This is a genomic window from Streptantibioticus ferralitis, from assembly GCF_029223525.1.
In the GTDB taxonomy this organism is placed as follows: domain Bacteria; phylum Actinomycetota; class Actinomycetes; order Streptomycetales; family Streptomycetaceae; genus Streptantibioticus_A; species Streptantibioticus_A ferralitis.
In genome coordinates, this window is sequence record NZ_JARHTQ010000031.1 from 15,318 (window position 1) to 39,664 (window position 24,347).

General features: G+C 68.6%; 21 protein-coding genes and 4 pseudogenes. 15 read left to right on the plus strand and 10 right to left on the minus strand.

What is annotated here, in order from left to right; all coding sequences use genetic code 11:
* Window positions 1-101 precede the first annotated feature (101 nt).
* Entirely contained in the window at window positions 102-404 is a 303-nt protein-coding gene (locus P2L57_RS32165) for a DUF6183 family protein (RefSeq protein WP_275820586.1), read from the minus strand.
* A gap of 255 nt (window positions 405-659) precedes the next feature.
* Between P2L57_RS32165 and P2L57_RS32170 the strand changes: the two genes are divergently transcribed.
* A complete protein-coding gene (locus P2L57_RS32170) occupies window positions 660-1,475 on the plus strand; it encodes a class I SAM-dependent methyltransferase (RefSeq protein WP_275820588.1) in 816 nt (271 codons plus the stop codon).
* Window positions 1,476-1,597: 122 nt separating this feature from the next.
* Here the strand turns inward: P2L57_RS32170 and P2L57_RS32175 are convergent, their stop codons facing one another.
* Both P2L57_RS32175 and P2L57_RS32180 read right to left on the minus strand, forming a co-directional pair.
* Window positions 1,598-1,825, minus strand: a complete 228-nt coding sequence (locus P2L57_RS32175) for a hypothetical protein (RefSeq protein WP_275820590.1) — start codon at window positions 1,823-1,825, stop codon at window positions 1,598-1,600.
* 280 nt (window positions 1,826-2,105) lie between these two features.
* The gene (locus P2L57_RS32180) at window positions 2,106-2,918 is read right to left on the minus strand and encodes a hypothetical protein (RefSeq protein ID WP_275820592.1); all 813 of its coding nucleotides are present in this window, start codon (window positions 2,916-2,918) and stop codon (window positions 2,106-2,108) included.
* On the opposite strand from P2L57_RS32180, the gene P2L57_RS32185 reads away from it, so the two are divergent.
* Entirely contained in the window at window positions 2,908-3,249 is a 342-nt protein-coding gene (locus P2L57_RS32185) for a VOC family protein (RefSeq protein WP_275820594.1), read from the plus strand. The two genes, P2L57_RS32180 and P2L57_RS32185, sit on opposite strands and share 11 nt — an antisense overlap.
* Window positions 3,250-3,312: 63 nt before the next feature.
* Here the strand turns inward: P2L57_RS32185 and P2L57_RS32190 are convergent, their stop codons facing one another.
* Window positions 3,313-5,949 carry a SpoIIE family protein phosphatase gene (locus P2L57_RS32190; protein ID WP_275820596.1) on the minus strand — a complete coding sequence of 879 codons (2,637 nt, stop codon included), beginning with the start codon at window positions 5,947-5,949 and terminating at the stop codon, window positions 3,313-3,315.
* Between the two features lie 692 nt (window positions 5,950-6,641).
* On the opposite strand from P2L57_RS32190, the gene P2L57_RS32195 reads away from it, so the two are divergent.
* From P2L57_RS32195 to P2L57_RS32230, 8 genes and pseudogenes are all read left to right on the plus strand, one after another.
* Window positions 6,642-7,631: an alpha/beta fold hydrolase gene (locus tag P2L57_RS32195; protein ID WP_275820598.1), complete on the plus strand. Its 990-nt coding sequence runs from the start codon at window positions 6,642-6,644 to the stop codon at window positions 7,629-7,631.
* Between the two features lie 249 nt (window positions 7,632-7,880).
* Window positions 7,881-8,306: pseudogene (locus P2L57_RS32200) on the plus strand (formylglycine-generating enzyme family protein); the annotation flags it as partial.
* Window positions 8,307-8,747: 441 nt separating this feature from the next.
* Entirely contained in the window at window positions 8,748-8,948 is a 201-nt protein-coding gene (locus P2L57_RS32205; RefSeq protein ID WP_275820600.1) for a hypothetical protein, read from the plus strand.
* 103 nt (window positions 8,949-9,051) lie between these two features.
* Entirely contained in the window at window positions 9,052-9,339 is a 288-nt protein-coding gene (locus tag P2L57_RS32210; RefSeq protein WP_275820602.1) for a hypothetical protein, read from the plus strand.
* 124 nt (window positions 9,340-9,463) lie between these two features.
* Window positions 9,464-9,877, plus strand: a complete 414-nt coding sequence (locus P2L57_RS32215; protein WP_275820604.1) for a hypothetical protein — start codon at window positions 9,464-9,466, stop codon at window positions 9,875-9,877.
* A gap of 537 nt (window positions 9,878-10,414) precedes the next feature.
* Window positions 10,415-11,212: an SDR family oxidoreductase gene (locus P2L57_RS32220; protein ID WP_275820606.1), complete on the plus strand. Its 798-nt coding sequence runs from the start codon at window positions 10,415-10,417 to the stop codon at window positions 11,210-11,212.
* A 195-nt stretch (window positions 11,213-11,407) separates the two neighbouring features.
* Window positions 11,408-12,673, plus strand: a complete 1,266-nt coding sequence (locus P2L57_RS32225) for an MFS transporter (protein WP_275820608.1) — start codon at window positions 11,408-11,410, stop codon at window positions 12,671-12,673.
* Between the two features lie 63 nt (window positions 12,674-12,736).
* Window positions 12,737-13,129, plus strand: a complete 393-nt coding sequence (locus P2L57_RS32230) for a hypothetical protein (RefSeq protein WP_275820610.1) — start codon at window positions 12,737-12,739, stop codon at window positions 13,127-13,129.
* A gap of 404 nt (window positions 13,130-13,533) precedes the next feature.
* On the opposite strand, the gene P2L57_RS32235 is transcribed toward P2L57_RS32230, so the two are convergent.
* Window positions 13,534-14,286 carry an SDR family NAD(P)-dependent oxidoreductase gene (locus P2L57_RS32235; protein ID WP_275820612.1) on the minus strand — a complete coding sequence of 251 codons (753 nt, stop codon included), beginning with the start codon at window positions 14,284-14,286 and terminating at the stop codon, window positions 13,534-13,536.
* 31 nt (window positions 14,287-14,317) lie between these two features.
* A pseudogene (locus P2L57_RS32240) lies at window positions 14,318-15,279 on the minus strand (NAD-dependent epimerase/dehydratase family protein).
* A gap of 187 nt (window positions 15,280-15,466) precedes the next feature.
* Here P2L57_RS32240 and P2L57_RS32245 point away from each other — a divergent pair.
* Window positions 15,467-16,416 (plus strand): annotated as a pseudogene (locus P2L57_RS32245) (LysR family transcriptional regulator).
* A gap of 280 nt (window positions 16,417-16,696) precedes the next feature.
* Here P2L57_RS32245 and P2L57_RS32250 read toward each other — a convergent pair.
* Window positions 16,697-17,548: a helix-turn-helix transcriptional regulator gene (locus tag P2L57_RS32250; RefSeq protein WP_275820613.1), complete on the minus strand. Its 852-nt coding sequence runs from the start codon at window positions 17,546-17,548 to the stop codon at window positions 16,697-16,699.
* A gap of 87 nt (window positions 17,549-17,635) precedes the next feature.
* On the opposite strand from P2L57_RS32250, the gene P2L57_RS32255 reads away from it, so the two are divergent.
* A complete protein-coding gene (locus P2L57_RS32255) occupies window positions 17,636-18,436 on the plus strand; it encodes an SDR family NAD(P)-dependent oxidoreductase (protein WP_275820615.1) in 801 nt (266 codons plus the stop codon).
* Between the two features lie 844 nt (window positions 18,437-19,280).
* Here the strand turns inward: P2L57_RS32255 and P2L57_RS40400 are convergent.
* Window positions 19,281-19,571 carry a hypothetical protein gene (locus tag P2L57_RS40400; RefSeq protein ID WP_308292535.1) on the minus strand — a complete coding sequence of 97 codons (291 nt, stop codon included), beginning with the start codon at window positions 19,569-19,571 and terminating at the stop codon, window positions 19,281-19,283.
* A gap of 166 nt (window positions 19,572-19,737) precedes the next feature.
* Between P2L57_RS40400 and P2L57_RS40405 the strand changes: the two genes are divergently transcribed.
* Complete coding sequence (locus P2L57_RS40405; RefSeq protein WP_308292536.1) at window positions 19,738-20,208, plus strand: hypothetical protein; 471 nt, start codon at window positions 19,738-19,740, stop codon at window positions 20,206-20,208.
* A 471-nt stretch (window positions 20,209-20,679) separates the two neighbouring features.
* Window positions 20,680-21,192 carry a DUF2231 domain-containing protein gene (locus tag P2L57_RS32270; RefSeq protein WP_275820617.1) on the plus strand — a complete coding sequence of 171 codons (513 nt, stop codon included), beginning with the start codon at window positions 20,680-20,682 and terminating at the stop codon, window positions 21,190-21,192.
* A 214-nt stretch (window positions 21,193-21,406) separates the two neighbouring features.
* Here P2L57_RS32270 and P2L57_RS32275 read toward each other — a convergent pair.
* A pseudogene (locus tag P2L57_RS32275) lies at window positions 21,407-21,640 on the minus strand (helix-turn-helix domain-containing protein); the annotation flags it as partial.
* Window positions 21,641-21,753: 113 nt separating this feature from the next.
* Window positions 21,754-22,356: a TetR/AcrR family transcriptional regulator gene (locus tag P2L57_RS32280; RefSeq protein ID WP_275820619.1), complete on the minus strand. Its 603-nt coding sequence runs from the start codon at window positions 22,354-22,356 to the stop codon at window positions 21,754-21,756.
* 634 nt (window positions 22,357-22,990) lie between these two features.
* Between P2L57_RS32280 and P2L57_RS32285 the strand changes: the two genes are divergently transcribed.
* Window positions 22,991-24,034, plus strand: coding sequence for an ornithine cyclodeaminase family protein (locus P2L57_RS32285; RefSeq protein ID WP_275820621.1), 1,044 nt, complete (start codon window positions 22,991-22,993; stop codon window positions 24,032-24,034).
* Window positions 24,035-24,347 lie beyond the last annotated feature (313 nt).

Sequence of the window (24,347 nt, forward strand, 5' to 3'; positions counted from 1 at the left end):
CCAACTGCTGGGATTTTCCCAGGAGTTGTGGTTGCCGCCTTCCGCCTCAGACACGGCGGCGATCCCAGCACGGCGTGATGTGGTTCCGGCCGACCGTGCCCCTAGTCGGTGTCCGTCGCTGCCAGCACAGCGATCCGGCGGCCGTCGGGGGGGAGGGCGGCGATGCCGTAGTCGTCGCCGATCTCGTTGTGGAACCAGTCCGCGTCGGCCTCGAAGTGGAACCATGTACTCCGTCGAGCGTGATCTTCCACCTCCTGCGCGCTCGCGTCCGCCGGAGCGCCGCCGAGCCCGGCCATGGATCGCCATGCCGCCAGTCGGCCGTAGGCGCCGAGCGCGCGCGTACGTGGTGTCGCCTTGCGCGGCGCGCTGTTCGGCCGTGCCCCATACGCGACTTCCGAGATCATCTTTCGCGTCCATCACGGCCCGTCACCTTGGAGCCGCGGGGATCGGTAGCCGACCGCACTCCCACCGCTGTCGTCTTCGTCGCCGTCCCCGAGCCGCTCGGCCTCCGCCAAGTGGGAAACCGAACAGAACTCCACGATGAGCCGATCAGTACCGCCACCCAACCAATCCATGGTCGGCGGGAGGGGCCAGGGCACGCGGGACCTTGGTGGTGTCCTGCGGTAGGGGCGCCGCGGGAGGCGAGGGACAATCCCCTCATGACGCACTCCGCCCCCGCCTCCCCCAACGATGACGGCTACCTGCTCGACAACGCTCAGCCCGAGGCGGGCACCCGCTTCGATGCGCTGAGCGAGCTGTTCGACCCATCGACCTTCCGTCACATCGAGGACCTGGGGATCTCCCCGGGCTGGCGGTGCTGGGAGGTCGGGGCGGGCGGCTCCTCGGTGGTGAGTTGGCTGGCCGAACGGGTCGGGCGGACCGGCCGGGTACTGGCGACCGATATCGACATCTCCTGGGCCTCCCGGGCGGCGGGCGGCGTCATCGAGGTGCTGCGTCACGACGTGGGCCAGGACGAGCCGCCCGAGGGCAGCTTCGACTTCGTGCACGCCCGGTTGGTGCTGGTGCATGTGGCCGATCGGGAGCAGGCTCTGCGTGCGATGGTCGGCGCGTTGCGGCCGGGCGGGTGGCTGCTGGTGGAGGACGCCGATCCGGCGCTGCAGCCGCTGATCTGCCTGGACGAGTACGGGCCCGAGCAGGCATTGGCCAACAGGCTGCGGGCCGGATTCCGTTCGTTGCTGGCGGCCCGTGGTGCCGACCTGGCGTACGGGCGCAAGCTCCCCCGGCTGCTACGGGAGGCGGGACTGAGCGATGTCACCGCGGACGCCTACTTCCCGATCACCTCGGCGTCCTGCGACGTCCTGGAGGCCGTGACGATCCGGCATGTGCGCGACAGGCTGGTCGCGGCAGGTCTCGCGACTGACGAGGAGATCGACCTGCACCTCGCGAACGTCACGTCGGGCCGCCTCGACCTCGCCACCTCCCCGATGATCTCCGCGTGGGGCCGCCGCCGGTAAGGGACCACCGTCCGCGGTACGGCAGTGGACTCCGCTGCCGTACGGGGAGGTGGGGACTGGTAGCGCACAGCGCACCGTGACTCCTTCGAACCCGGCCCCGGCGCACTTCACTCCCGAACTGCTCAAGCCAACTCCCGTATCACCGGAGTCAGCCACCGGCGATACGCCACCGCGTCTCCCCGCAGCGCCCGACCCACCACCACATGCCCTGCGGACACCCGCCAGCCGACCACACCGGCGACCGGCAACTCCGTCACCTGCAGCTCGAACGAACGGGCCCTACGACCGATCTCGACCTCCACAGCCCGGACGAGGTCTCCCTCACGGCCGCGGCGATCACCACGCCGCATGGCATCCGCGTCCTCACGACCCCGGGCGGAACTCCATCGCACGGCATCGGCGAAACACGCCCGGACCAACACATCGAGTTCCCGGCCGTCCCCGAACCTTGGGTCAGGTGCGAAGAACCCCCGCTCGGGTCCCTCCTGACGCATCAACTCCCGGTCCCACCAACGGGCCCACTGCACCGACGCCTCCGGAACGGCAAGCGGTGCAAGGCTCGGCCAGGCCTCGACCGCGGGCACCAACGGTGGCACATCGACATCCGTGGCTGGCTGCAGACCAGCAGCATCACGCACGAACAACCCGATCAGGAGACCGCGCGGAGACCCACTTCGAACCTGCCAACCAGACGATCCCGCGAATCGCATGTGGAAAATCCTCTGCCTCTGCTGCCGTCCGGACCACCAGATTTCCAGTTCCCGAGGAGCGCGCTGACAGGCCGTCGCTCCCCGCACTCCCCATGCGGCGCGTTCCTCGGGGGGTGAAGGCCAGTGCGCGTTCCACCTGGGGCAGGGATTGCCGCACTTCGGCCGCGGTCAGTAGGAAGTTGCCGCACCAGACCGGGAGTTGGGCGGCGCGGTCCGGGCCGATCGCATGGAAGAAGGAGGAGATCGGGTACTCCTTGGAGTGGACGCAGTAGAACCCCGTGTCGGGGCCGGGCTGCCGTGCCCAGACATCGTCGGTCACCCAGAAGGGATCGTCCCCGACGCCGTAGCAGGCGTCATCGATGTGCCTGCCGGCACAGGTCAGTTCTGTGAACGAAAGCAGCGCCTGTGATTCCGGACTCCGGCGGTCAGCCCCGCCGAATGTCCGCCACCACGTCCGGTAGTCCGGCAGCGGCGCCCCCCGCCAACGCTCCCAACGCTCTTGTGCCTTCGGCTCGGCGCGTTCCGTCTCGATGGCACTCAGAAAGCGCGGTGCCAACTCCGCGATGACCACGTCCTCGTGAGCGGTGATCATCCATGCCCCGGTGAACCCCATGCGACGCACGCTACGCGGCAGCACTGACAATCGGGGGCCGCGCACTGCGGCTTCGGCCGGTTCCGGGATGCGGCCGGTGGGTGATCGCAGTGGCGGTAGGGAGGGGGCCATGACGATCACTTCTGTGGTTCTTCGGCGGCGCGTGGATGACCTTGAGTCGGCTACGGCCTTCTATGAGCGACTGACCGGTGAGGCGGCGTCCCGGTTCCGGTTCGCCGGCCTGGAGCTGGCAGCCGTGGGCTCGTTACTGCCGTTCAGCGGGCCTGCGGAGGTAGCGGGGCGGTCCGCCAGGGCGGCGGCCGCCTTGTCCGTGGTGGATCTGGATGCCGCAGTGGCGGAGTACGCGACTTTGGGGGCCGGGGTGATCGCCGCTCCCGAGAGCACACCGAACGGGCGCAGGGCCGTGGTGCGGCATCCGGACGGTGGGGTCTTCGAGTACGTCGGCAAGTGACCTGGAGAGAGGAGCTCCGGGGCGGTTGCGGAGGGGAAGACAGGGCTCGCTCCGGTGGATCGGCTAGGGAGAGTTTCCGGCGGCCCGCGCGGAGGGTGGGGGCAGTGGTTGTTCGGCCCAGATGATCTTGCCTTGGGGGGTGTAGCGGGTGCCCCACCGTTCACAGAGCTGGGCGATGAGGAACAGGCCGCGTCCGCCTTCGTCCTCGGCGGCCGCGTAGCGCAGGTGTGGTGCGGTGCTGCTGGTGTCGGCGACTTCGCAGATCAGGCTGCGGTCGCGCAGTAGGCGTACCCGGATGGGGCCGGAGGCGTGGCGGACGGCGTTGGTGATGAGTTCGCTGAGGATCAGCTCAGTGGTGAAGATCGTCTCTTCGTCCAGGTTCCACTGCGCCAGCTGCCGGGTGGCCTTGGCGCGTGCGCCGGCTACGGCGGCGGGATCGCAGGGCAGTTCCCACTCGACGATCTGGTCGGCGGGCAGGCGGCGGGTGCGGGCGACGAGTAGCGCGATGTCGTCGCTCTGGTGGGTGGGCAGTAGTGCGTCGAGCACCGCCTCGCAGGTTTGCTCGGGTGTTCGGCCGGGGTGTGCCAGGGCGGCGCTGAGGGTCTTCATGCCGGTGTCGATGTCACGTTTGCGGCTCTCGATGAGACCGTCGGTGTAGAGGGCCAGGGTGCTGGCCGGTGGCACATGTAGTTCTGCGGCCTTGAAGGGCAGGCCGCCCAGACCAAGTGGCGGCCCGGCGGGGACGTCGGGGAATTCCACAGTGCCGTCGGGGTGGACGAGGGCCGGTGGCGGGTGGCCGGCTCGGGCCAGGTTGCAGATTCCGGTGGTGGGGTCGTAGATCGCGTACAGGCAGGTGGCGCCGACGATGGCGGCTTGTTCGTCCGCGGCCGACGTCTCCTGGTCGATGCGGCTGACGAGTTCGTCCAGGTGGCCGAGCAGTTCGTCGGGCGGCAGGTCCAGGGTGGAGAAGTTCTGTACCGCTGTGCGCAGGCGGCCCATGGTGGCGGCGGCGTGCAGGCCGTGGCCGACCACGTCACCGACGACGAGGGCGACGCGGGCGCACGGTAGGGAGATGACGTCGAACCAGTCGCCGCCCACTCCTGCCTGGGCGGGCAGGTAGCGGAAGGCGATGTCGAGGGCGTTCTGTTCGGGCAGACCGTGTGGCAGCAGGCTGTGCTGCAACGTGACGGCCATGGCGTGCTCTCGCGTGAAACGGCGTGCGTTGTCGATGCACACGGCGGCACGGGCCGCCAGCTCCTCGGCCAGGGACAGGTCGTCCTCCTCGAAGGGGTCGCTGTCCTGAGTTCGCCAGAAGTTGACGACTCCCATCAGGATGCCCCGAGCCTTCAGCGGAACGGTGATCATCGAGCGGAAGCCGTAGTCAAGGACCGCTTGGGTGTGCTCGACGTCCCCTGTGCGCCAGCCGGTGGAGGCCCGCAGATCGGGGACGATCACGGGGTGCCCGTCGGTGAAGCCGGTGGCTTGCGGGGTGGTTGCCGCGAAGGTGACCAGCTCGCCCGCCGGGTACAGGGGGTGGTCGTCCCGGATGCCGCTGACCGCGACACGGCGCAGCTGGGCCGCTTGGCTGCCGCTCCTCCCCACCCGGGGCTCCTCACCGCGCAGGACCGGCTCGGCCAGGTCGACGGTCGCGTAGTCGGTGAACCGCGGGGCGGCCACCTGGGCTAGCTCCTCGGCGGTCCGCTTGATGTCGAGGGACGTGCCGATGGCCATGCTCGCGTTGTACAGCAGCCTGAGACGACTGCGCGCGACCTCGGCCTTCCCGGCGAGCGCGCGTAGTTCGGTGGAGTCCCGCAGTGTGGCCACGCTGCCGCGGGGGCCGCCCCGGCGATCCGTCGGCCGGTTGTTCACCGCCAGCAGCCGGTCTCCGACAAGGAGCACCTCATCGGTGGCCACGCGTCGGGAGAGAAGCAGCTCGGCCATGCGGGGGTCCAGGTCGAGGGCGGTGACGTTGTGTCCCTCCACATCCGTGGACAAGCCCAGGAGCCGCCGCGCCTCGTCGTTGGCGAGCAGGACCTGGCCGTCGCCGCCGACGATGACCACGCCTTCGCGCACCGCGTGCAGCACCGCGTCGTGGTGCTCGTACATCTTGGTCATCTCGGTCGGGCCGAGGCCGTGGGTCTGCCGCCGCAGCCGCCTGCTGACCAGCGCGGTTCCGCCCGTTGCCAGAGCGAGGGCGACGGCACCGGCGCCAACGACGACCGGCAGCTGCCGGTCGACCGCACTGCTCACCCCGATGGCCTTCATCCCGGCCGAGACCATGCCGATGACTTTGCCGTGGGCGTCCGTGATCGGAACAACCGCCTGGACCTCCACGCCCAGCGGACCGTGGACGGTCTCGACGGTGGTGCGGCCGGCCTGCGACGGTGCGATGGTGCCGACGAACTTCTTCCCGATCTCCTCCGGCTTGGGGTGTGTGTAGCGGATGCCGTCGCGGTTCATCACGACGATGAAGTCGACCGCGCCCCGCTTGCGGGCGGCTTCGGTCCGTGGCTGGAGTACGGCACTCGGATTGGGGCCACGCAACGTGTTCTCCAGGCCGGGGGCGTAGGCGAACGCCTCGGCCGCAGCGAGCGAGCGGTCGCGCGCCGCTTGGAATCGGTCGCTGCGCGACTGGAGCAGTAGCGTGGTCACGGCGGCCACGACGAGCAGCAGGACGATCAGTACCTGCAGAACGAACATCTGACTGGCGACGCTGCTGATGCTCGTCACAGACCGCACACGCCGCGTCGACGGCACCCGCAAGCCGTGGCGCCACTGTTGCCGCTCACTTCGGCTACCTGGGCGCCACCCGGCGAACCAGCGGCCCGAGAGGCCCCAAGAACGGCCCCGGATTCGGCCCATACCCCATATCTACCCCACCCCCTTCCGCGGCGCGAACGACACGCGCTACGCACAGCGCCCGCTGTATGTCCGCAGGACCAGTCTTCCCACTCCGTCCAGGATGGGAGGAGTCGCCCCTCGGGTGTTGTCATGGACATCCGGTCGCTGTCAGGGCCCGCGACGGACAGCACACCCGAGCGTGCGAGCTCGTGAGATCAGCCCGCGCAGGCAGGTGCGATGTGGTTGGTCCGGCTCGGTGATCACCGCGGTATCCAAGATCGCCCACGCCTAGGCACGGCTGCGAAGCGCTGCCGCGGCACTCCACCGCGGGCCGGAGCGATACCGACGAAGCGATGGGCATCGGTCCGGCGGCGCGGGGCGGAGCACGCCACGCGCGCGGCGTGACCGTCCACAAGCGACTTGCCGAAACGGCAACAAAGGTGGCCGCGCTCGCACCGCGTGCCGCATGATCCGCGTCTGAGCGGTTGCACAGCTCGGGTCAGGGCCGTACCGACCTTGGCAGATGGCGGATCGATATCCCAGGAGGATGCATGTCGCAGCAGGCCACGGACGCAACTCATCGTCTGGTGTCCTCTCCCGCAGGCCGGATCCACCTTGTGGAACAGGGCACCGGGCCACTGGTGTTGCTGGTGCACGGGTTCCCGGAGTCCTGGTATTCCTGGCGCCACCAGCTACCGGTGCTGGCCGCCGCCGGATATCGCGCGGTCGCCATCGATGTGCGCGGGTACGGACGCTCCTCCAAGCCCGCGGACGCGGCAGCGTACCGGATGCTCGACCTGGTGGAGGACAACGCCTCCGTGGTGCACGCGTTGGGTGAACGGTCCGCGGTGATCGTCGGCCATGACTGGGGCTCGACCATCGCGGCCAACTCCGCCCTGGTCAGGCCGGATGTCTTCCATGCGGTCGGGCTGCTCAGCGTTCCCTACGCCCCGCGAGGCGGGCCGCGGCCCAGCGAGATCTTCGCACGGATGGGCGGCGACGATGAGTTCTACGTTTCCTACTTCCAGGAACTGGGCCGGGCCGAGGCCGAGATCGAACCGGACGTCCGCGGCTGGCTCGCGGGCTTCTACGCCGCCCTGTCAGCCGATACCATGCCCGCACCCAGCGCCCCCGACCCGCACTTCGTCAGCCGGGGTGAGACGTTGCGGGACCGATTCCCCGCCGGTCGGCTGCCCGGTTGGCTCAGCGAAGACGAACTCGACGTGTACGCGGGGGAGTTCGAGCGGACCGGTATGAGCGGGGCGCTCAGCCGCTACCGGAACATGGACCGGGACTGGGAAGACCTCGCGGAATTCGACGGCACCCCCATCACCCAGCCGTCCCTGTTCATCGGCGGCAGCCTCGACGCCTCGACCTCCTGGATGGCCGACGCGATCAACGCCTACCCAACAACCATGCCTGGCCTGCTCTCTTCGCACATCCTCGATGGCTGCGGCCATTGGATCCAGCAGGAACGTCGCGACGAGGTCAACCAGTTGCTGATCGACTGGCTCACCGCTCTACCCACCGCGTCCGCCTGAGATTCCGTACCCGGCCGCACTGCCGGTGGCAGCGTCCACCTGGCCGGTGTCACGTGCACGGCGGTCGAACGTATCGCGACAAGTGCCTGGCGCCACGCCGACCTGTCGTCTGAACAGTGTCCGCAGGTCGGTCCGGGTGCCCAGTCCGTACAACCGTGCCACGGCCTCCATGGGCGCGTCAGATGTCTCGAGCAGCTCTCGTGCCCGGTCGATACGGGCGGGGGCCGGCCTCCCCATTGCCGAACGCCCGAGGGGTTGGCGCCCGCGTATCGCCTGCATGCTGATGTCCAGGGCATCGAGTGGGACGCATCCGCTGACGGATACCGGCTACCGACCGACGCCGAGTGGGAGCGCGCCTGTCGTGCCGGTACGGCTGGCCCACGGTACGGGCACCTCGACGAGATCGCATGGCATCGCGGCAACTCGCACGAACGGATTCACGACGTCGGCGGCAAGCCACCCGACTCGTGGGGCCTGTACGACATGCTGGGCAATGTCCGGGAGTGGTGCTGGGACATCTACGACGCCGACGTCGATGGCAGCTATCGGGTGCTACGTGGCGGTGGGTGGTTTGACGAGCGCTGGAGCTGCCGGGCCTCGGTGCGGCGCCGTAGCCATCCGACCTTCCGGATCGACGACGTGGGATTCCGCATCGCGCGTTCCAGCTTGCGCTGATACGCGTGCTCATGGCACCTCAGCGGACCGGTCCGAGTGATCGTCCCGGGCACCCGCCGTGGTCCTCCGCTTCACAGGCCGCACCCGACTGATTCGGCGATTCTCGGGAATCAGTTCCTCCACCGTCAGTGAAAGGAGGGCCGCGTCGTATGGATGGCAGCGCCCCCCCGCACCCGCGTACATCGCCATATTGATCATTGCGGTCTTCAGCGTCGCCGGAATCATCGGCCTGATCACCAGCCACAAGGACAAGCGATAGCCGTCGGGCGGCTGTTGGGAGCCGACAGTAGGTTGTTGATCATCGTCAATCCCTGGCTCTTCATCTTCCCTTGACGGCGCCCGTCGAATCACCAAACTGCCGCTGAATTAACGAGGTTTGGTGTCGCTGAGCGCGGGGATTCGTCGTGGCAGACGGTTTTCCACGGCAGAGAGGACTCGACTGTGCGTGCGACCAGTGCGGTGAAGGTCAGGGCGGACCGGGCGATGGGCAACGCAAGGGAGTCGGTGGCACGCGCAGCAGCAGTGGGCAGTACGGAGATGACGACCGAGGCGCGGGTGGAGCAGGCGTGCGCAGACGCACGTGCGGCGGTCGAGGAGTTCCGCAAGTGCCTGGACGAATTCGAGTTCGCCCTCAAAAGGTAGCCGCGAATCGGCGCGGCTCCGCGGGGCCCGGCGCCGAAGGGGGGAGCGGCCGGAGGCTGTGTGCACGGGAGCGCGCCTCGGCGGGCGAGAGGAGGAGAGCCAGATGACTGCTGACCGCCATGGCGCAGCAGTGACCGAGGAACTGCGACATCGGGCGGGCACATTCGTCGACGGTCATGCCGGGTCGTGGGTCACCGTCGGAGACGACGGCACTTTGACGCTCGCCGGAGAACGTCAGCCCAGCCTGGTCCGGGCCGCGGCGGAATGGTTGGAGGAGGATCCCACGTACACGGTCGTGGACGTCAGGCTGGACCACCAGGCGGGCGAGCCCACCTGGACGTTGGGCCTGCGCCTTCACCACGCCGGTTCCGACGGGCCGTCGCCGACGTAGGTATTCGGTCGGCCCTGGGCGCCTCACCACGTTGAGCTCCGGCGATCCGCCGGGAAGGGGCTCCGGGCGATAATCTGGAACGCTCTGTGCGCATTACGGCAGGGAATTCGGATATCCGAGAGGTATGGCTGAATACTTCGCACACCATCACCACCAGCTGATCGGGGCTCGGCCCCGCTCCCACGTTGAGCAGGCGTACGAGTCCCTACAGCAACGCGCTGCGAAACCCGAGCCGCACCGCCAGTTCACCCTGGGCGTGCTGGCCGCCTACCAGTGGGCGATGGGCCGCGTCGCCGGCGCCCCGCTCACCGGTGCCCGGTGTGTCGGGGTGCCCGACCTGGAGCAGTTGACCTCTGAGATCGACACCGCAGTGGTCCAACTGGAGGACACCACGCAGCACAGTGCCACCCGCGACTTCGCACAAGGCGTTCACGACGCGCTGGTGTGGGTGTGCGGGCTCAGTGAAGACGAGGTGCTGACTCCCCCTGTCGGAGGAGCCTGGCCGGTGGGATTCGGCCACCGTCCTCGATTCCGTTGACCGTGTTGCCCCAAGGGCCAGGCGGGGCCGCCGCCGTGTCCGAACCGCTTCTCGACCGGACCGGCCGACGAGGCAGTCCCCGGGGCGCGGCGACGTGTACGAGGGTGAGGCGGCGAAACAGAGGCGGACGGATCGCCGGCAGAGGGAGCAGCGTGGGCACGAACAGCAGCGCGCAGGAGCGAGCGCAGCTCTCGATCGCAGCCAAGACGATCGAGGACCTCTACACGGCTTCCGCGCCGACGACGGTGCCGCGAGCTGGGGCACTCCTTCCTGTCCCGTGCGCCAGGCGAGCGCTTTCCGTGCGGCGCTCACTCCGTTCGAGGCGATCAACGGTGCTCGGAGACGGAGTGTGGGGAGGCGTTCTCGGGCTACGTGGTCCAAGCTGCGAATAACAGAAGACAGCCGCCGAGGGCGTCCACCATCGGTGGTGCGTTGGCGTGCGGTGCTGAGGGTGAATTCGTCAGCCCGTGGTGAGTTGGACGAGCTGCGAAGGGCGACCTGGGTGTGAAGGGTACGAACGCTGGGAGCGCCGGAGCCGTGCACCAGTACGAAGCGGTGGCAGGCACGCAAGCCGCTGATGCGACCGGCGGGCCGCTGTCGGGATGCGTGGCGCTGGTGACGGGCGCGTCCAGCGGCATCGGGGCGGCCACCGCCCTGGCGTTGGCCCGGCAGGGCGTCGCCGTTGCGTTGGCCGCCCGCCGCACGGAGCGTCTGGAGGAACTGGCCACTGCGATCCGGGAGCAGGATGGCGCGTGTGTTGCCCTTACCGCCGACCTGTGTGATGTGGCACAGGCGCGCCAGATCGTCGAGGACGCCGTGGATCGATTCGGGCGGCTGGACGTGCTGGTGAACAACGCCGGCTACGTCGCGATGGGCGCGTTCGAGGACGGTGACCCAGAGGACTGGGAGCGGATGGTCGACCTCAATTTCACCGCCGTTCTGCACAGCTCCCAGGCGGCGCTGCCACATCTGCTGCGCGCGGCGGCGCAGGGCCCGCGAGGTGTCGCCGATGTTGTGAACGTCAGCTCGGTCGGGGGCCGGGTGGTGCGTAAGAACAACAGCGTCTATTCGGCGACGAAGCACGCGGTGTGCGCGTTCAGCGAGGCCCTGCGCCAAGAGGTGACCGGGCGGGGTGTACGGGTGGGTCTGGTCGAACCGGGTCTGACCGTGACGGAGATGGCGACCGGCCCCGGATCCGCTGCCGCCCGCGGCATGCCTCAGAACGCATGGCTGCAGGCTGAGGACATCGCGCGCGGCATCACGTTCATGATCACTCAGCCGCCGCACGCCGCCGTCAACGAGATCATGATGCGCCCGACAGCCCAGGAACACTGACCGCCGCATCAGTTACATGTCATCGATATCGTCTGGCTCGGGCAGCACCGCGCACGACAGCGGTCCAGCGGTCGATCGGGCGCGAGTGAAGAATGATATGTGAAACATGCGGTGCGCGCATGGAGGTTGTGGCGGAAATCGATAGATTCGTCATTTAGTTGGTGGTAGCAGTTAACTCGTCTCTAGTGTGCCGACATGGCAACACTCCAGCCCTTCCGCTGCCTACCTTTGACGGTCCGGCTGCTCTTGATCAATCAGTTTGGTATGGATATCGGATCGTACATATTGATTCCTTATCTGGCCATGCACCTTGGTAAAGACCTCGGGCTGTCCGCTGCGGTTGTCGGCGCGGTTGTCGGAGTGCGCAACCTCAGTCAACAAGGACTGTTCATCCTGGGTGGCACCGCGGCTGACCGTCTGGGGGCACGCCGGGTGATCCCGGCCGGCTGTTTGCTGCGCACCACGGGTTTCACTCTCTTCGCGTTCGGCGGCGGTCTACCGATAGTGCTCGCCGCTTCCGTACTCAGCGGACTGGCGGGCGCACTGTTCTATCCCGCGGTACGCACCTATATCACTCTGGAGGCGGTGGACCGCAAGGCGGAGGCGTTCGCGCTACTCAACGTGGCCAGCACCACTGGAGGGCTGGTGGGACTGCTGGCAGGTGGGTTGCTGCTCCTGATGGATTTCCGGGTCTGCGCGCTGAGTGCCGCCGCCGTGTTCGCCGTACTGACGATCGCCCAGCTGGCCGCGCTGCCGGCACGTGAAGTCGCCCTGGCTCACGGGAGTATCTGGAATGACTGGCGCGAAGTACTCGGTAATCGTTGGTTCTTGGCCTTCGCGATCACGATGGTCGGGATGTTCACCCTGGAGAACCAGCTCTATCTGCTGCTGCCGGATGGGGCTCGGCGAATTTCGGGGTGGGACGGCGCGGTCTGCATCCCGCCTGCCCTGGGTACCATCGCCAATCTGGTGTTCCAGTTGCGGATCACCCACGCTGTGCGGATCCGGGGAGGGGCGGCACGGTGGGTGGGGCCGGGACTCGCACTCATGGGGTTGGGGTTCGTGCCACCGGTGCTGGTTGTCGGCCTTGGGGAACCCGCTGACGCGCATGACGCGGTGCTGCGGATACTACCGCTGTCGGTCGGAGCGCTTCTGCTCTATGCCGGGGTGATGGTGGCTCAACCGTGCGTGATAGAGCTGGTTCCCAAATTCGGCCGCGAAGACCTTACGGGCACGCACTTCGGGATGTTCTCCGTCTTTTCCGGTATTGCGGCCGCCAGCGGCAACACCCTTGTGGGATGGGCCATGGATTCCGGTCAACACAGCGGACGAGCCTGGCTACCATGGGTATGCTGTCTGGGAATCGGGCTGCTCTCAGCGGCAGGTGTCACATGGCTCTACCGTCACCAGGCCCTGCCAGTCGACTACACCACCGCCCTCTCGACACCCACAGCGAGCTGAACTTCCGGCTCCATGCTGACAGTTCGCATGCTGCCGATGGCTTGGTGGTGCCATGATCAATGAGTGCTGGTCCACATAGAGAAGCTCGCGGGTATTCCGCAACTCCCACACCCCGTTCGGGTTCAGACGCCCTACGGAAGCGGAGTAGTCCGCTGGCGCGGTGATCCCGGTGATCCGGAGGGCTGGTACCACGTTGAGTGGACCGTCGACGAGGACATCGTCTGGGGAGGCAACACTCAGTGGGCTGCCACTGCCGGATCGGCGATCGGCCAGGAGGACAGCCGCGTCGTCCTACGCGGTCGGCTGACGTTCGTGGACACGGGCGGTGTTCTGAAATTGGGCGAATCGCAGATCTTGTTCGATGTCGCAGAACCACCCCCCGGAGACGTCGACGGCACCTGGGTGGAGATCCGCTGCGATGGACAGAAGGTCACGCTCTGGCCGTACCGGATCTGACGCCAACAGATCTATGGCAGACCCTTTTCGGCCGTACGGCCGGACGCGCTCAAGTTCACGTGATGTCGGAGCTGTCGTCAATCACAATGCGTCCGACCGCTGATCGAACCGTTGCTGCCGTCCTGGCCGTTGAGATCGCCGGGGCCTCCACCGGTGGCGGACCGAAACGGTGCTGGGTGCTGGAAGGCGCGATTGCTCTGCTGCGCTGGTTCCGCCGACCACGTATCCGCCGGGAGCGCCGCGACGACATCCACCAAGCGTTCGGCACCCTCGGCTGCGCCACCATCTGCTGGCGACGACTGAAGACCTCGTTTCGATCCCAGACAGACACCGAGGACAGGCACCGAGATGCGCCCCGTGCGAGGCAGCGCGCGCGGCGCTGCCCGACACGGGGCGCGGACGGTTCAGCGGGTCAGGGCACCGCCGTCGACGGGCAGCAGCACGCCGTGAATGTAGGACGCCTCGTCGCTGGTGAGGAAGAGCACGGCGTCGGCGACCTCTGCCGCGGTGCCGGGGCGTCGGGCGGGGTAGCTGCTCGCGGTCAACTGTTCCCACATCGGCATCTGCGCCGTGTTCAGCTCGGTGGCGGTCGGACCCGGCGCGATGGCGTTGACCCGCACGCCCTTGGGGCCGAGTTCTGCGGCCCACGACTTGGTCAGGGAGTGCAGCGCGGCCTTGCTCGCCCCATAGAGCGCGGTGCCCTCCTTGCCGTGGACGCCGCTGACCGAACCGATGTTGATCACGGCACCGGCGCCGCGTTCGACCATGCCGGGCACCAATGCGGCGGTGAGCAGGAACGGCGCCTTGACGTTGAGCCCCAGAGCCGCGTCGATCTGCTCCTCGGTGGCCTCCAGCAAGGATTGCGCGGGCAGGATGTGGGCCGCGTTGTTGACCAGGATGTCGATGCGCCCGCCCGCGGCGGCCAGCGCGTCACTGGCGAGGAGCCGGACGGCGTCGCCGGTGGCCAGGTCGGCCTTGACGAACTCGGCGCGCCCGCCCTGTTCGCGGATGCGGCCGACGACCTCCCCGCCGTGCACGGCGTCGCGACCGGTCACCACGACGAGCGCGCACTCGCGCGCCAGCGCCTCGGCGATCGCCCGTCCGATCCCGCCGGTGCCGCCTGTGACGAGGGCGTGGCGTCCCTGCAAACGTGTCATTTCGATCTCCGGATTCAGAACTGACGGCTATTCAGCCGCAGAAGTAGTGGTCTTCATCGAGGTCTGCTATCAGTCCGGGGCGCACCGGCCGCCACCCCAGCGAGTCCCGTGTCACCGTGCTCGACGACGGGTTGTCGAGCACGGCCGCGGCGCCGAGCCACCCGAAGTGGGCTCCCGCCTGTTGCGGCGGAACGCTCAGGACCGGCAGGTCCAGATGGCGGCCGATGGTCTCGGCGATGACCCGGAAGGACACTGCCTCATCACCGCCCCGTGCAGCCGCGACCCGGCCGGGGCCGCTTCCAGTGCCAGCCGGTACAGGCGCGCCGCGTCGAGTTCATGCACGGCCGGCCAGCGATTGGACCCGTCGCCGACGTGGGCGGAGAGGCCCTTCTGACGAGCGATGCGGATCAGGCGCCGGATGAAGCCGTGGGTGTCGTACGGACCGTGCACGGGCGGTGCCAAGCGGATCACCGGCGACCGTGCCCCGCGCTCGGCCAGTGCGATCGCCGCGTTCTCTGAGGGACCTCGCGGCGCCGAGGCTCCCTTCGGATCGAGCGCGAAGTCTTCCGTCCCGACGCGTCCCGACGCGTCCCGACGCGTCCCGACGCGTCCCGACGCGTCCCGACGCGTCCCGAGGTAAGGCCCGCGGTGCCCGAGGTGACCACGAATGGCGTACTGGAGTCTGCCAACGCGTCCGCGATCGCCTCGACGGCATGCAGGTCGGCCGCGCCCGCGGCGGCGTAGTCGGCGAAGTTGTGGATGAACGCCAGATGGATGACGCCGTCCGCCGCCGAGGCGGCCTTCCATGGGTCGTCGAGGTCGTCGAGGTCGTCGAGGGTGCCGCGGTGGGCCTCGGCGCCGGTGGCCGCCAGTGCGGCGGCGGACGCGTCGGAGCGGGCCAGGCCGACAAACGACCTCGTGTCCGGCCGAGCGCAGTTCGGGAACGACGAGGGAACCGATGTGGTCGGTCGCACCGGTGACAAAGACGCGCATGGATCGTAACTCTCTTCCTTGAATCGGGTGTTCGATGGACCGTCCGGCCGGTCCTTCCACCCTGCGCCCGCCGGGCGCCCGAAATCCAATGAATGTTCCGCATGTAGAAATACGCGTTGCGTATGACCGCATCTCATCAGCGCTCTTCGCGCGGCGGCGCCCGGCCGGCGCGGGTTTACCCTGAGGTATGCCCGACTGGTCGCCACGCCCGGTGGACCTCGACCTGCGGCTGGTGTGGTGCTTCGTCGTCGTCGCCGAGCATCAGCACTTCGGCCGCGCCGCCGAAGCCCTGCACACCACCCAGCCGTCCCTCAGCCGCCAAATCAACCGCCTTGAACAGCAGTTGGGCACCCGCCTGTTGGACCGCACGCCTCGGGGCAGCCGCCTGACCGAGGCGGGTGAGGTCTTCCTGCCACTCGCCGAGGCGCTGCTGCGTTCCGCTGTTCAGGCCGTGGAGCTCACACGGGCCGCGGACGAGCCAGAGCAAATCACCGTCGGGTACACCGCAGGCATCATCGTTACCCCGGCCGTGCGGGAGCTACGCCGCCGCAACCCCGACGCGGAGGTGCGAACCCTGCATGTGGCCTGGAACGAACCGCGCGCGGCACTGCTGGACCGCCGCGTGGACGCGGTCGTGGCCCGCATGCCGTTCGCGACCGACCACCTGCGCGTGACCGTCCTGTACGACGAGCCCCGCGTGGTGGTGCTGTCAAGGGAGCACCGCCTGGCCGGCAAGGAGTCGGTCACCCTGGACGACATCGCCGACGAGCCCCTGCCCCGGGTGCGCAGATCCGACCCGGCCTGGAGCGCCTTCTGGCGCGTCGACCCCCGGCCCGACGGACGCCGCGCGCCCGACGGCCCCTCGTCGAGGCCGTCGAGGACAAGTACGAGATCATCGCCGCCGGGCAGGGCGTGGCCATCTCCATCGCTCACGCCGACCATCTGCGCCCCGACCTGACCACCGTCCCGCTGGAGGGCGTCGAGCCGAGCCACGTCGTGCTCGCGACCCGCGCCGGTGACCGGAATCGCCTGCTCGCGGCCTTCTGCACGGTCGCCGAGGCACACCTCACGGGCGATCGCGGCTCAGGCGAGGCAGCTGCCCCTCACTCCTATCCGGCAGTCATCAACGAAGCCTGATGCACCATCATTTCCGGGCGCCGACCGACCTCGTTTTGATCCAGTCCCTACTGGCGCGTTGCGGTGACTGATCATGCCTCGTCTCCGTGCGTGGGTAGGCGGAGTCCGCTCTGCGAGGGCGTGACGGTCGTTGTGCCGGCGCTGATGTGCGGGACCGCGGCGGGCAACGTTCACCGGGTTGGCGATGCTGGCGACCGAACCGGTTGGATGTGGCCAGACGTCCGATTCGGGTTGGGAGCATGATGGCGGAGCCGGTCGCTCGAATGCGGCCTGGTGTGGCTCAGCGGGGCACGTCCATGCGCTGTGTGCCGATGACCGACAGTAGTCGTAGCGCCTCCTCGGACGGTGAGCCGGGGGCGGCGGTGTAGATCACGACCCGCTGGTCCCGGTCGGTGATGTCGAGGACGTCGCAGTTGACGGTGACCGGGCCGACCAGCGGGTGCTGGAACGTCTTGCACAGGGTGAGCTCGGCGCATACGTCGTGGGAGGCCCACAGCCGGGTGAACTCCTTGCTTCCGGCGAGGAGTTCACCGACCAGCTCGGCCACCTCGGGATCGTCGGGGTAACGGGCGGCGATGGCGCGCAGATGCTGGGCCGAGGTGCGGGCGAACGCGTCCACGTCCGACAGTCCGTACAACCGCTGCCCCTGGCGGTGCGGCCCGAGGAAGACACGCCGCACAAGGTTGCGGTCGCGCCGCGACAGGGCGGAGAAGTCCTCCATGAGGGCAGCCGCCAGATCATTCCAGGCGATCACCTCGTACGTCGCGGACGTCACGATCGCGGCGGCCTGCGGCAGCCGGTGCAGCAGGTCGAGGATGCTCTGGCGCACCTCGCGCGAGGGCCCGGGCGGCGGGCCAGGCGGTGCGCCGGCGAGGTGGTGGAGGTGGTCGCGTTCGGCGTCCGAAAGGCGCAGGGCCCGGGCCAGCCCGGCCAGCACCTCGCGTGACGGGCGCGGGCCACGGGCCTGCTCCAGCCGCGTGTAGTACTCGGTCGAGATGAACGCCAGCTGCGCCGCCTCCTCGCGGCGCAGCCCCGGGGTGCGGCGGCGCGGCCCGGCGGGCAGCCCCACGTCGGCAGGGCTGATCCGCTCGCGCCTGCTGCGCAGGAAGTCGGCCAGTTCTCGTCTGTCCACACCGCCAGTGTGCGCGGGTGTCGCGCAGCCGATCCAGGTACCGCTGGTGCCTGGATCGGCTCTGTGGCCGGACGCAGGCTGGCTGCCATGAACAACACACCGACCACCGACACATCCACCCCCGCCGCCCTGGGCCTGCTTGCCGGCAAGGTCGCCTTCATCACCGGTGCCGGCCGCGGTATCGGCGCCGCCGCGGCGCGGCTGTTCGCCCGGGAGGGCGCCCGGGTGCTGCTCGCGGCCCGGACGGAGGCACAGCTGAAGGCGGTAGCTGAGGAGGTCCGGGCAGCGGGGGGCATCGCGGACTACGTGGTGTGCGATCTGGCCGACGCCGCCAGCGTGCGCGCCGCCGTCGACCGCGCCGTGGACCTGTACGGTCGGCTTGACGTCGCCTTCAACAATGGCGCGACATTCGTGCCGCCCGGCCCGATGGACCAGGTGCAGGAGGCCGACTTCGACCACGTCTACGCCGTGAACCTCAAGGGCCCCTGGCTGGCCATGGTCGCCGAGGTCGCCGCCATCCGGGCTACCGCCGGGACGGGCGCCATCGTCAACAACTCCAGCGTCGGCAGCCTGATGGGCAACCCCGAGCTGCCCGCCTACGGCGCGATGAAGCGGGCGGTCAACAGCCTCACCGAGTCGGCTGCCATCACCTACGGCCCGGAAGGCATCCGCGTCAACGCGATCGCCCCCGGCAACACGCTGACTGAGATGATCCGTACCTGGGAAGCAGATTCGCCCGGTCTCGTCGAGCGCCTCAAGGCGCATACCCCGCTGCGCCGCGCGGCTGACCCTGAGGAAATCGCCCAGGCCGCCGCCTGGCTCCTCAGCGACCGCTCCTCCTATGTGACCGGCACGGTCCTCCGGGTCGACGGCGGGGCGCGCGCCTGAGCCAGGGATGCCGCCGCGTCATCTGCAGCATGGTCTCTGATGTTGTAAGGCGTCCCGTGGACCTTGCGCAGGTAGGCGAGCAGATTGCGGATCGACCAGCGGGTGAAGGGCTGGCCGAGCCTGACCGGGCGGGTGGTGGCCGTCTGGACGACGAAATCCGCGTCAGCAAGCCTGAACAGGCGCGGACGGCCTCCCACCCACCGAGGTCCGGGCAGGCCAGGCCGACGTACGATCCGCTGTGACTTCTCGACCTCCTGGTCGGTCAGCCTCCGGGCATTGAACGGCTTCACCGTTGCGACCCCTACCGGTATCGGATGTCTGCCCATATCCAACGGGTTCGGGCGCCACCGACGCCAACCCGGTGAACTTGCCGGTCACAGCACCTGGATGACGGATCACGGTCGAGTGTGTCGACGTCAACTCACTGAGCAGAAGGGGGAGTTGCTCGCCCCACTCCCAGCGACGGCCGGGGACGGCCGCTGGCCATCCAGCTCACGCCCCGGCCAGCGACACGACGCAGTCTGTGCCAGGCCACTGCTGGAACGCATCCGGGTTGCGCGCATCGGGCTCGGTCGGCCGCGTTGCCGCCCCACCGTCAATCTCCCGCACCCGAACACGTTCCCGCACCTGAACACGTTCCCGCTCCCGCACACGTTCCGGCATCCGCCACCTGCGTCAGCCGGCTGTGACTGGTGTCGATGAGGCAGAAGCGGTTGCCCGGCACCAGCGTCGTTCACGCGTACGGAACGATATGGCGATGAGGTCACGACTGCCATTCGGGGAAGAGCTCAGGGCCGAACCGGGTTCGCCGCGTCGGGCCCAAAGGCTGGGCAGCAGGCCGCGATCACGGGTATGGCGGGCGGAGCTGTCCGGTACTCCCGTGGTGGTCGAACAGCTCATCGACGGCCCGGAAGCCAGGGAGAGGTATACCCGCGAGGTGGCCGCGCTGCAGCTCGCGTCCCACTTCAGCCCGCCCGTGGTGCCGATGCTCCTCGGCACCGATCCAGACGAACGGGCCCTGGTCCTGGAGCACTTGGACCACCAGGAGCCGGGCGAGGACTGGGTGGTCGACTACGCGACGGCGCTGGCCCGGCTCCGGCCACCAGCGCCGACGCCACAGGATGTCTTCCCGCATGGTCGGGTCCGACCGCGGATGACATCGACTCCTTCCTCAGGCTTGCCCAGATGCTCGGCGTCGTGGCCCCGTCCGGCGCGCGAACCGAGCTGCACGAGCTCGGTACCGTCTGACCCGGACCCCGGGTCACGCCCTGCCGCACGGCGATCCCTGTCCCGGTAACGACATGCACGCCGGCAGCGGCGTCCGGTTCATCGACTTCGAACAGGCCGCGCTGGGCAACGGGCTCGTGGAACTTGCCTATCTGCGCATCGGCTTCCCGACCCGCTGGTGCGCCACCGCTGCGCATCAGACACTGCTGGACGCGGCAGAAACCGCCTACCGCACGGCATGGCGCAATGCTACGGGCATCGAAGTCCAAGACGATCCCACCGACGCGTGTGCCGGCTGGCTGCTACGAGGCGACGCATTGGTGCAGCGGGCGCAACGCGGGACCATCGACCACCTGGACGAGATACCGAACCGGGACTGGAAGTGGGGCACCGCTACCGCCCGCCAGCGGCTGGCACACCGTCTCCGAATCGTCAGCCAGATGACCGCTGACAGCTGTGAGTTGAAGGATCTGGGAACGCTCGCCACAGCCATGCGCGAGAGCATGCTCGCCCATTGGCCCGAGCTGCAACCGCTGCCCTCATAGCGCCCGTAGGGGCCCTTCCGTCCGGCCCCATCCAATGGCAGGCCCCCAACCTCTGGCTTTGGGCCATTCCTAACGCGCCATCAGCCCGGGAATCTCGGCGTATCAAGCACCAAGGCCGGACGGCTGACGGGCTGTAACCTGCACATCGGCGTGGCCTCGGCTTCGGATGCAAGGCGCTCCGGGCGCGCCCGGAGACCTCACTGTCGCCGCTACCGCGAAAGCTCGGACGCCGTATATGGCGGCGTTCCGAAGTGTCTGACTCATCTACGCACCTCTCAGAGGCTATTGAGAGGTTCCTATGCAAACGTGACCTCGCTTCCGGCAGCAGGGCAACGGATGCCTTCACGCCGTAGGTCGCGGCACCCTTGCCACAGGAGCGGGATCCGGCCTTGCCGCAGGCAGCGTTCGTTGTGGGGCCACCGCAATCGGGCGGGGGCCCAGTCCGGGTCAACCGCTGGGGAGAACAACGTTATGGGTCCCACCGTAGTCAATGGGCTTCCTGCGCACGTGCTGTTGGTGCACGGCGTCGTCGTTCTCGTGCCGTTGACGGCGCTGGCAGTCGTGGTCTGCGCCGTGTGGCCCGCCGGTGCGCGTCGGTTGGGCTTGCTGCTGCCAGCCCTTGGATTCGTGACGCTGGCCAGCGTGCCGTTGACCACGCATGCGGGGGAATGGCTTGAGGCGCACGTCGGCAGCGACCCTTTGGTGCGTCGGCACGCCGACCTCGGTGACGGTCTGCTGCCGTGGGCTGTTGGTCTCTTTCTGTTCTCAGCCGCGGTGTGGTGGATGGCACGCCGACAGACGGTCGGTGCGGGCGATTCGTCGGCGGCATGGGTGGCGTCGGCCCCGGTCAGGGTTGCGGCTGTCCTTCTCTCACTCGCTGTTGCGACCGGTTCGGTGGTGGACGTCTACCGCATCGGTGACTCGGGCGCGAAGGCCGCCTGGCACGACAGCCTCTCCCAGACAACCCAGCAGCACGGCAAGTGATCCGCCGACCGTGGTAGGCCAAGGGGCGAGTAGGCGGCGGCTTACTGATCGTTTCAAATTGAGTGCAGCCGGGGCCGCGTTTGCCTGGCTGCCCGCCTGCGGTCAGGTGCCGTAGCGCCGCTCTCGGCCGGCGAAACTGCGAATGGCGCGGCCCGCGTACGGCCCCGAACCGACGGCAGCCTGGGTCGGGTGCGTAGCTGAGGGCCTCGTCCCGCTCCAGGGCCCGCCGGGTAGGGCTCTGCCGGGTCCAGCCGTGCCGGTGCAGCAGCCGCCACAACCCCGCGACGGAGCAGGAGATGCGCGACGGGCGCTCGATCACTGTGGGAACCCGCTCCAGCGTCCAGCGCTGGTCGCCCCAGCCGTACGCGGCCCGAGCCCCGCTCCGGATCCCGGCGGCATCCGACCGCTGAACCAACGGACGCCGTGACACGGCTCCGGGCAGCCGCATAGGTGATCAACTCGACGGAAGGCGGCGACATATTGCGGTGATCTGACCACTGTTCAGGCAGTGAACGAGCACGGCGGCGAGTGTCGGTGTCGGACTCATATCGGCCACGGTGATCACGGAGCGTGCCGGGGTGCCGATCGTCGTTCGGCGCCTGGTTCTCGCGCCGGTAGGCCTCGCAGGAGGGTGTCGAGGAACAGCTCGAAGCGAGGGGCGCTGTCGCCGAGGTCGAGGGGATTCTCTTGGGCGGCGAGCCAGCTGACGACGGAGGTGATGAAGATGTACCAGCTCTGTTCGGCCAGGTCGGGGTGGACTCCGGCGTTCGTGAAGGCGGTGATGACTTCATTTCGGAGTCGTCCGAAGGCCTGGGCGTTGTGGCGATGCGGTCGTGAGGTGCGGGTGGCGTAGCCGGGCACGGCGAGGAACTGGTCGTGCATGGCCCAGGCGACGTGTGCGAGCCAGGGTCGCCAGTAACGGCCGTGTGGGCCGTCGGGGGGAAGGATGCGCTCGACCATGACTTCGCTGATGAGGTCGAACAGTTGGTCGCGGTTCTTGACCCAGCGGTAGAGGGCGCTGTGGGTGACCTCCAGGCGGGCAGCGAGCTCCCGCATGGTCAGCGTGTCGAGGTTCCCGGCCGAGAGGGCGGCTTCGACGATCTGCTCGCGGTTGATCTGTGCGGGGCGTCCCGGGCGGTGTCGGGTTGTCGCGGCATTTGCCATGGCCAGGACTTTACGAGACCACTGTCGGTGAGGGCCGGTGGCGAGCACTCCGTCAGGGGGTGACAACCACCACACGGATTGTTTGTGACCAGTGGTCACAAATTAGGTTAGGCTCGCCGTGTGTCCAGCCGAACCCGTACCTTTGCCGGGGCCATCCGAGAGCGGAGGGGCGAGCCGGGACTGTCGTTGGCTCTCGCTTGTCTCGGGTTGTTCGTGGTGACCCTTGACGCGGTCATCGTCTCGGTCGCCCTGCCCGAGCTCGGCCGGACCTGCGCTTCGCCGCTTCACTCCGACCACCGTCGCGGCCACCCGTTTCGAGCCCGCCCTCGCCGGCGTTGCCGCTGGCGTGCTGAACACCACGCGTCAAGTCAGCGGAGCCATAGGCCGCGCCCTGCTCACCACCCTCATCGATACCCGTGCCTCTGGCGGAACCCGCCAACTCGCCTCCGGCTACGACCTGGCATTCCTCGCAGCGGCGGCTGGAGCTGTTCATCGGGGCGTTCGACGCCTTGGCTCTCGTCGACCCGAAAGCCAGGTCCGGAGCAGTCACACCAACCGAAAAGCGGGGCCCGGCTATGCCCCGGCGGCGTGAGCTAGCGACGCCGAACAGACCCTTCGTCCATTGAGGAGAATCATGGAACTGAATCAGATCCTGTCCGTCAGTGGCGGCGGCGCGGCGCCGGACGGCACGACACTGCTGCTGAGCGATGACGAGGTGCGCCGGTCCTGCGACATGGCAGCGATGGTCGACGCCATCGAGGCGGCGCTCGGCGACGCCCCCGGGCCGCAGCTGGCGATGCCGCCGCGGTCCAACTTGGCTGTAGAGGGCACGTTTTTCCGGGTGATGCCGGCCATCACGAGCCGGGCCGGGGTGCTCGGGCTCAAGATGCTCCACGGCTCATTCGAGCGGGGCGTCCGGTACCTCGTGGTCCTCTGCGACATCGAGACCGGCGCGGTCACGAGCGTGCTCGACGCCGCCTATCTGACGGCCGCACGCACCGGAGCCACCGCCGGGCTGGCGACCAGGCACCTGGCCCGGGAGGACGCCGCCACCGTCGGCGTCATCGGGGCCGGTCTGGAAGCCGAAACCAACCTGGCGGCCGTGGCGGCCGTGCGTAAGATCCAAAGCGTGAAGGTGTTCAGTCCCCGGTCATTGCGGCGTGAGGCGTTCGCCGAGCGCATGGCCGCCGAGCTCGACATCGAGGTCGTGCCGGTCGACACCGCCCAGGCGGCAGTCGCGGCGATGGACGTGGTGGTCGTGGCGACCAACACGGGTTCCGGCGGCCCGGTCGCCTTGCGCGGCGAGTGGATCGAGCCCGGGCAGCACATCGTGTCGATCGGCTCGACGACGCCGTCCCTCAGGGAGATTGACGTCCCCACCTTCACTCGGGCCGACGCCGTTGTCTTCGATGCCCCTGCCGACGCCGTCGCCAGCGAATCGGGTGACGTCCTGGCCTGGCGCGAGCTCGACGGGGAGGCGGTCTCGGCCGTGCCCACCGTCACCGAGCTGTTGCGGGCAGAGGTCCCGGGCCGCCGGCGGGCCGACGACGTCACCGTGTTCAAGTCGATCGGGGCCGCCACCCAGGATCTCGCTGGTGCCGTCGCCGTATGTGAGAGGGCCCGGGCCCTGAAGATCGGGACGGAGGTCCGCAGCGTCGCGGTGCTCAAGACGTTCTGAGCGGCTGCGTTCGACACGACCGCAGCTCCTACCGTCCGCATGGTCCAGCAAGAACTGACGACTGCCTCAACGAACCCTGAAGCTCAATCGCCACCTTCGCAGAGGCCTACTACCAGGAGCACGGACGCGGACCGGTGTAGTGGGAAGTGCTCGGACCACACGAGCGGGTGGTGCCTGGATCGCGACGAAGGAGAGCCGATGAGCGAGCGCACGATGTGCGCCGTAGTGCAGCACGAGTTGGGTGGGCCGGAGGCGCTGCACCTCGAAGCCGTGCCGCTGCCGACCGAGATCCTCGTGCGGGTGCACACGCTCC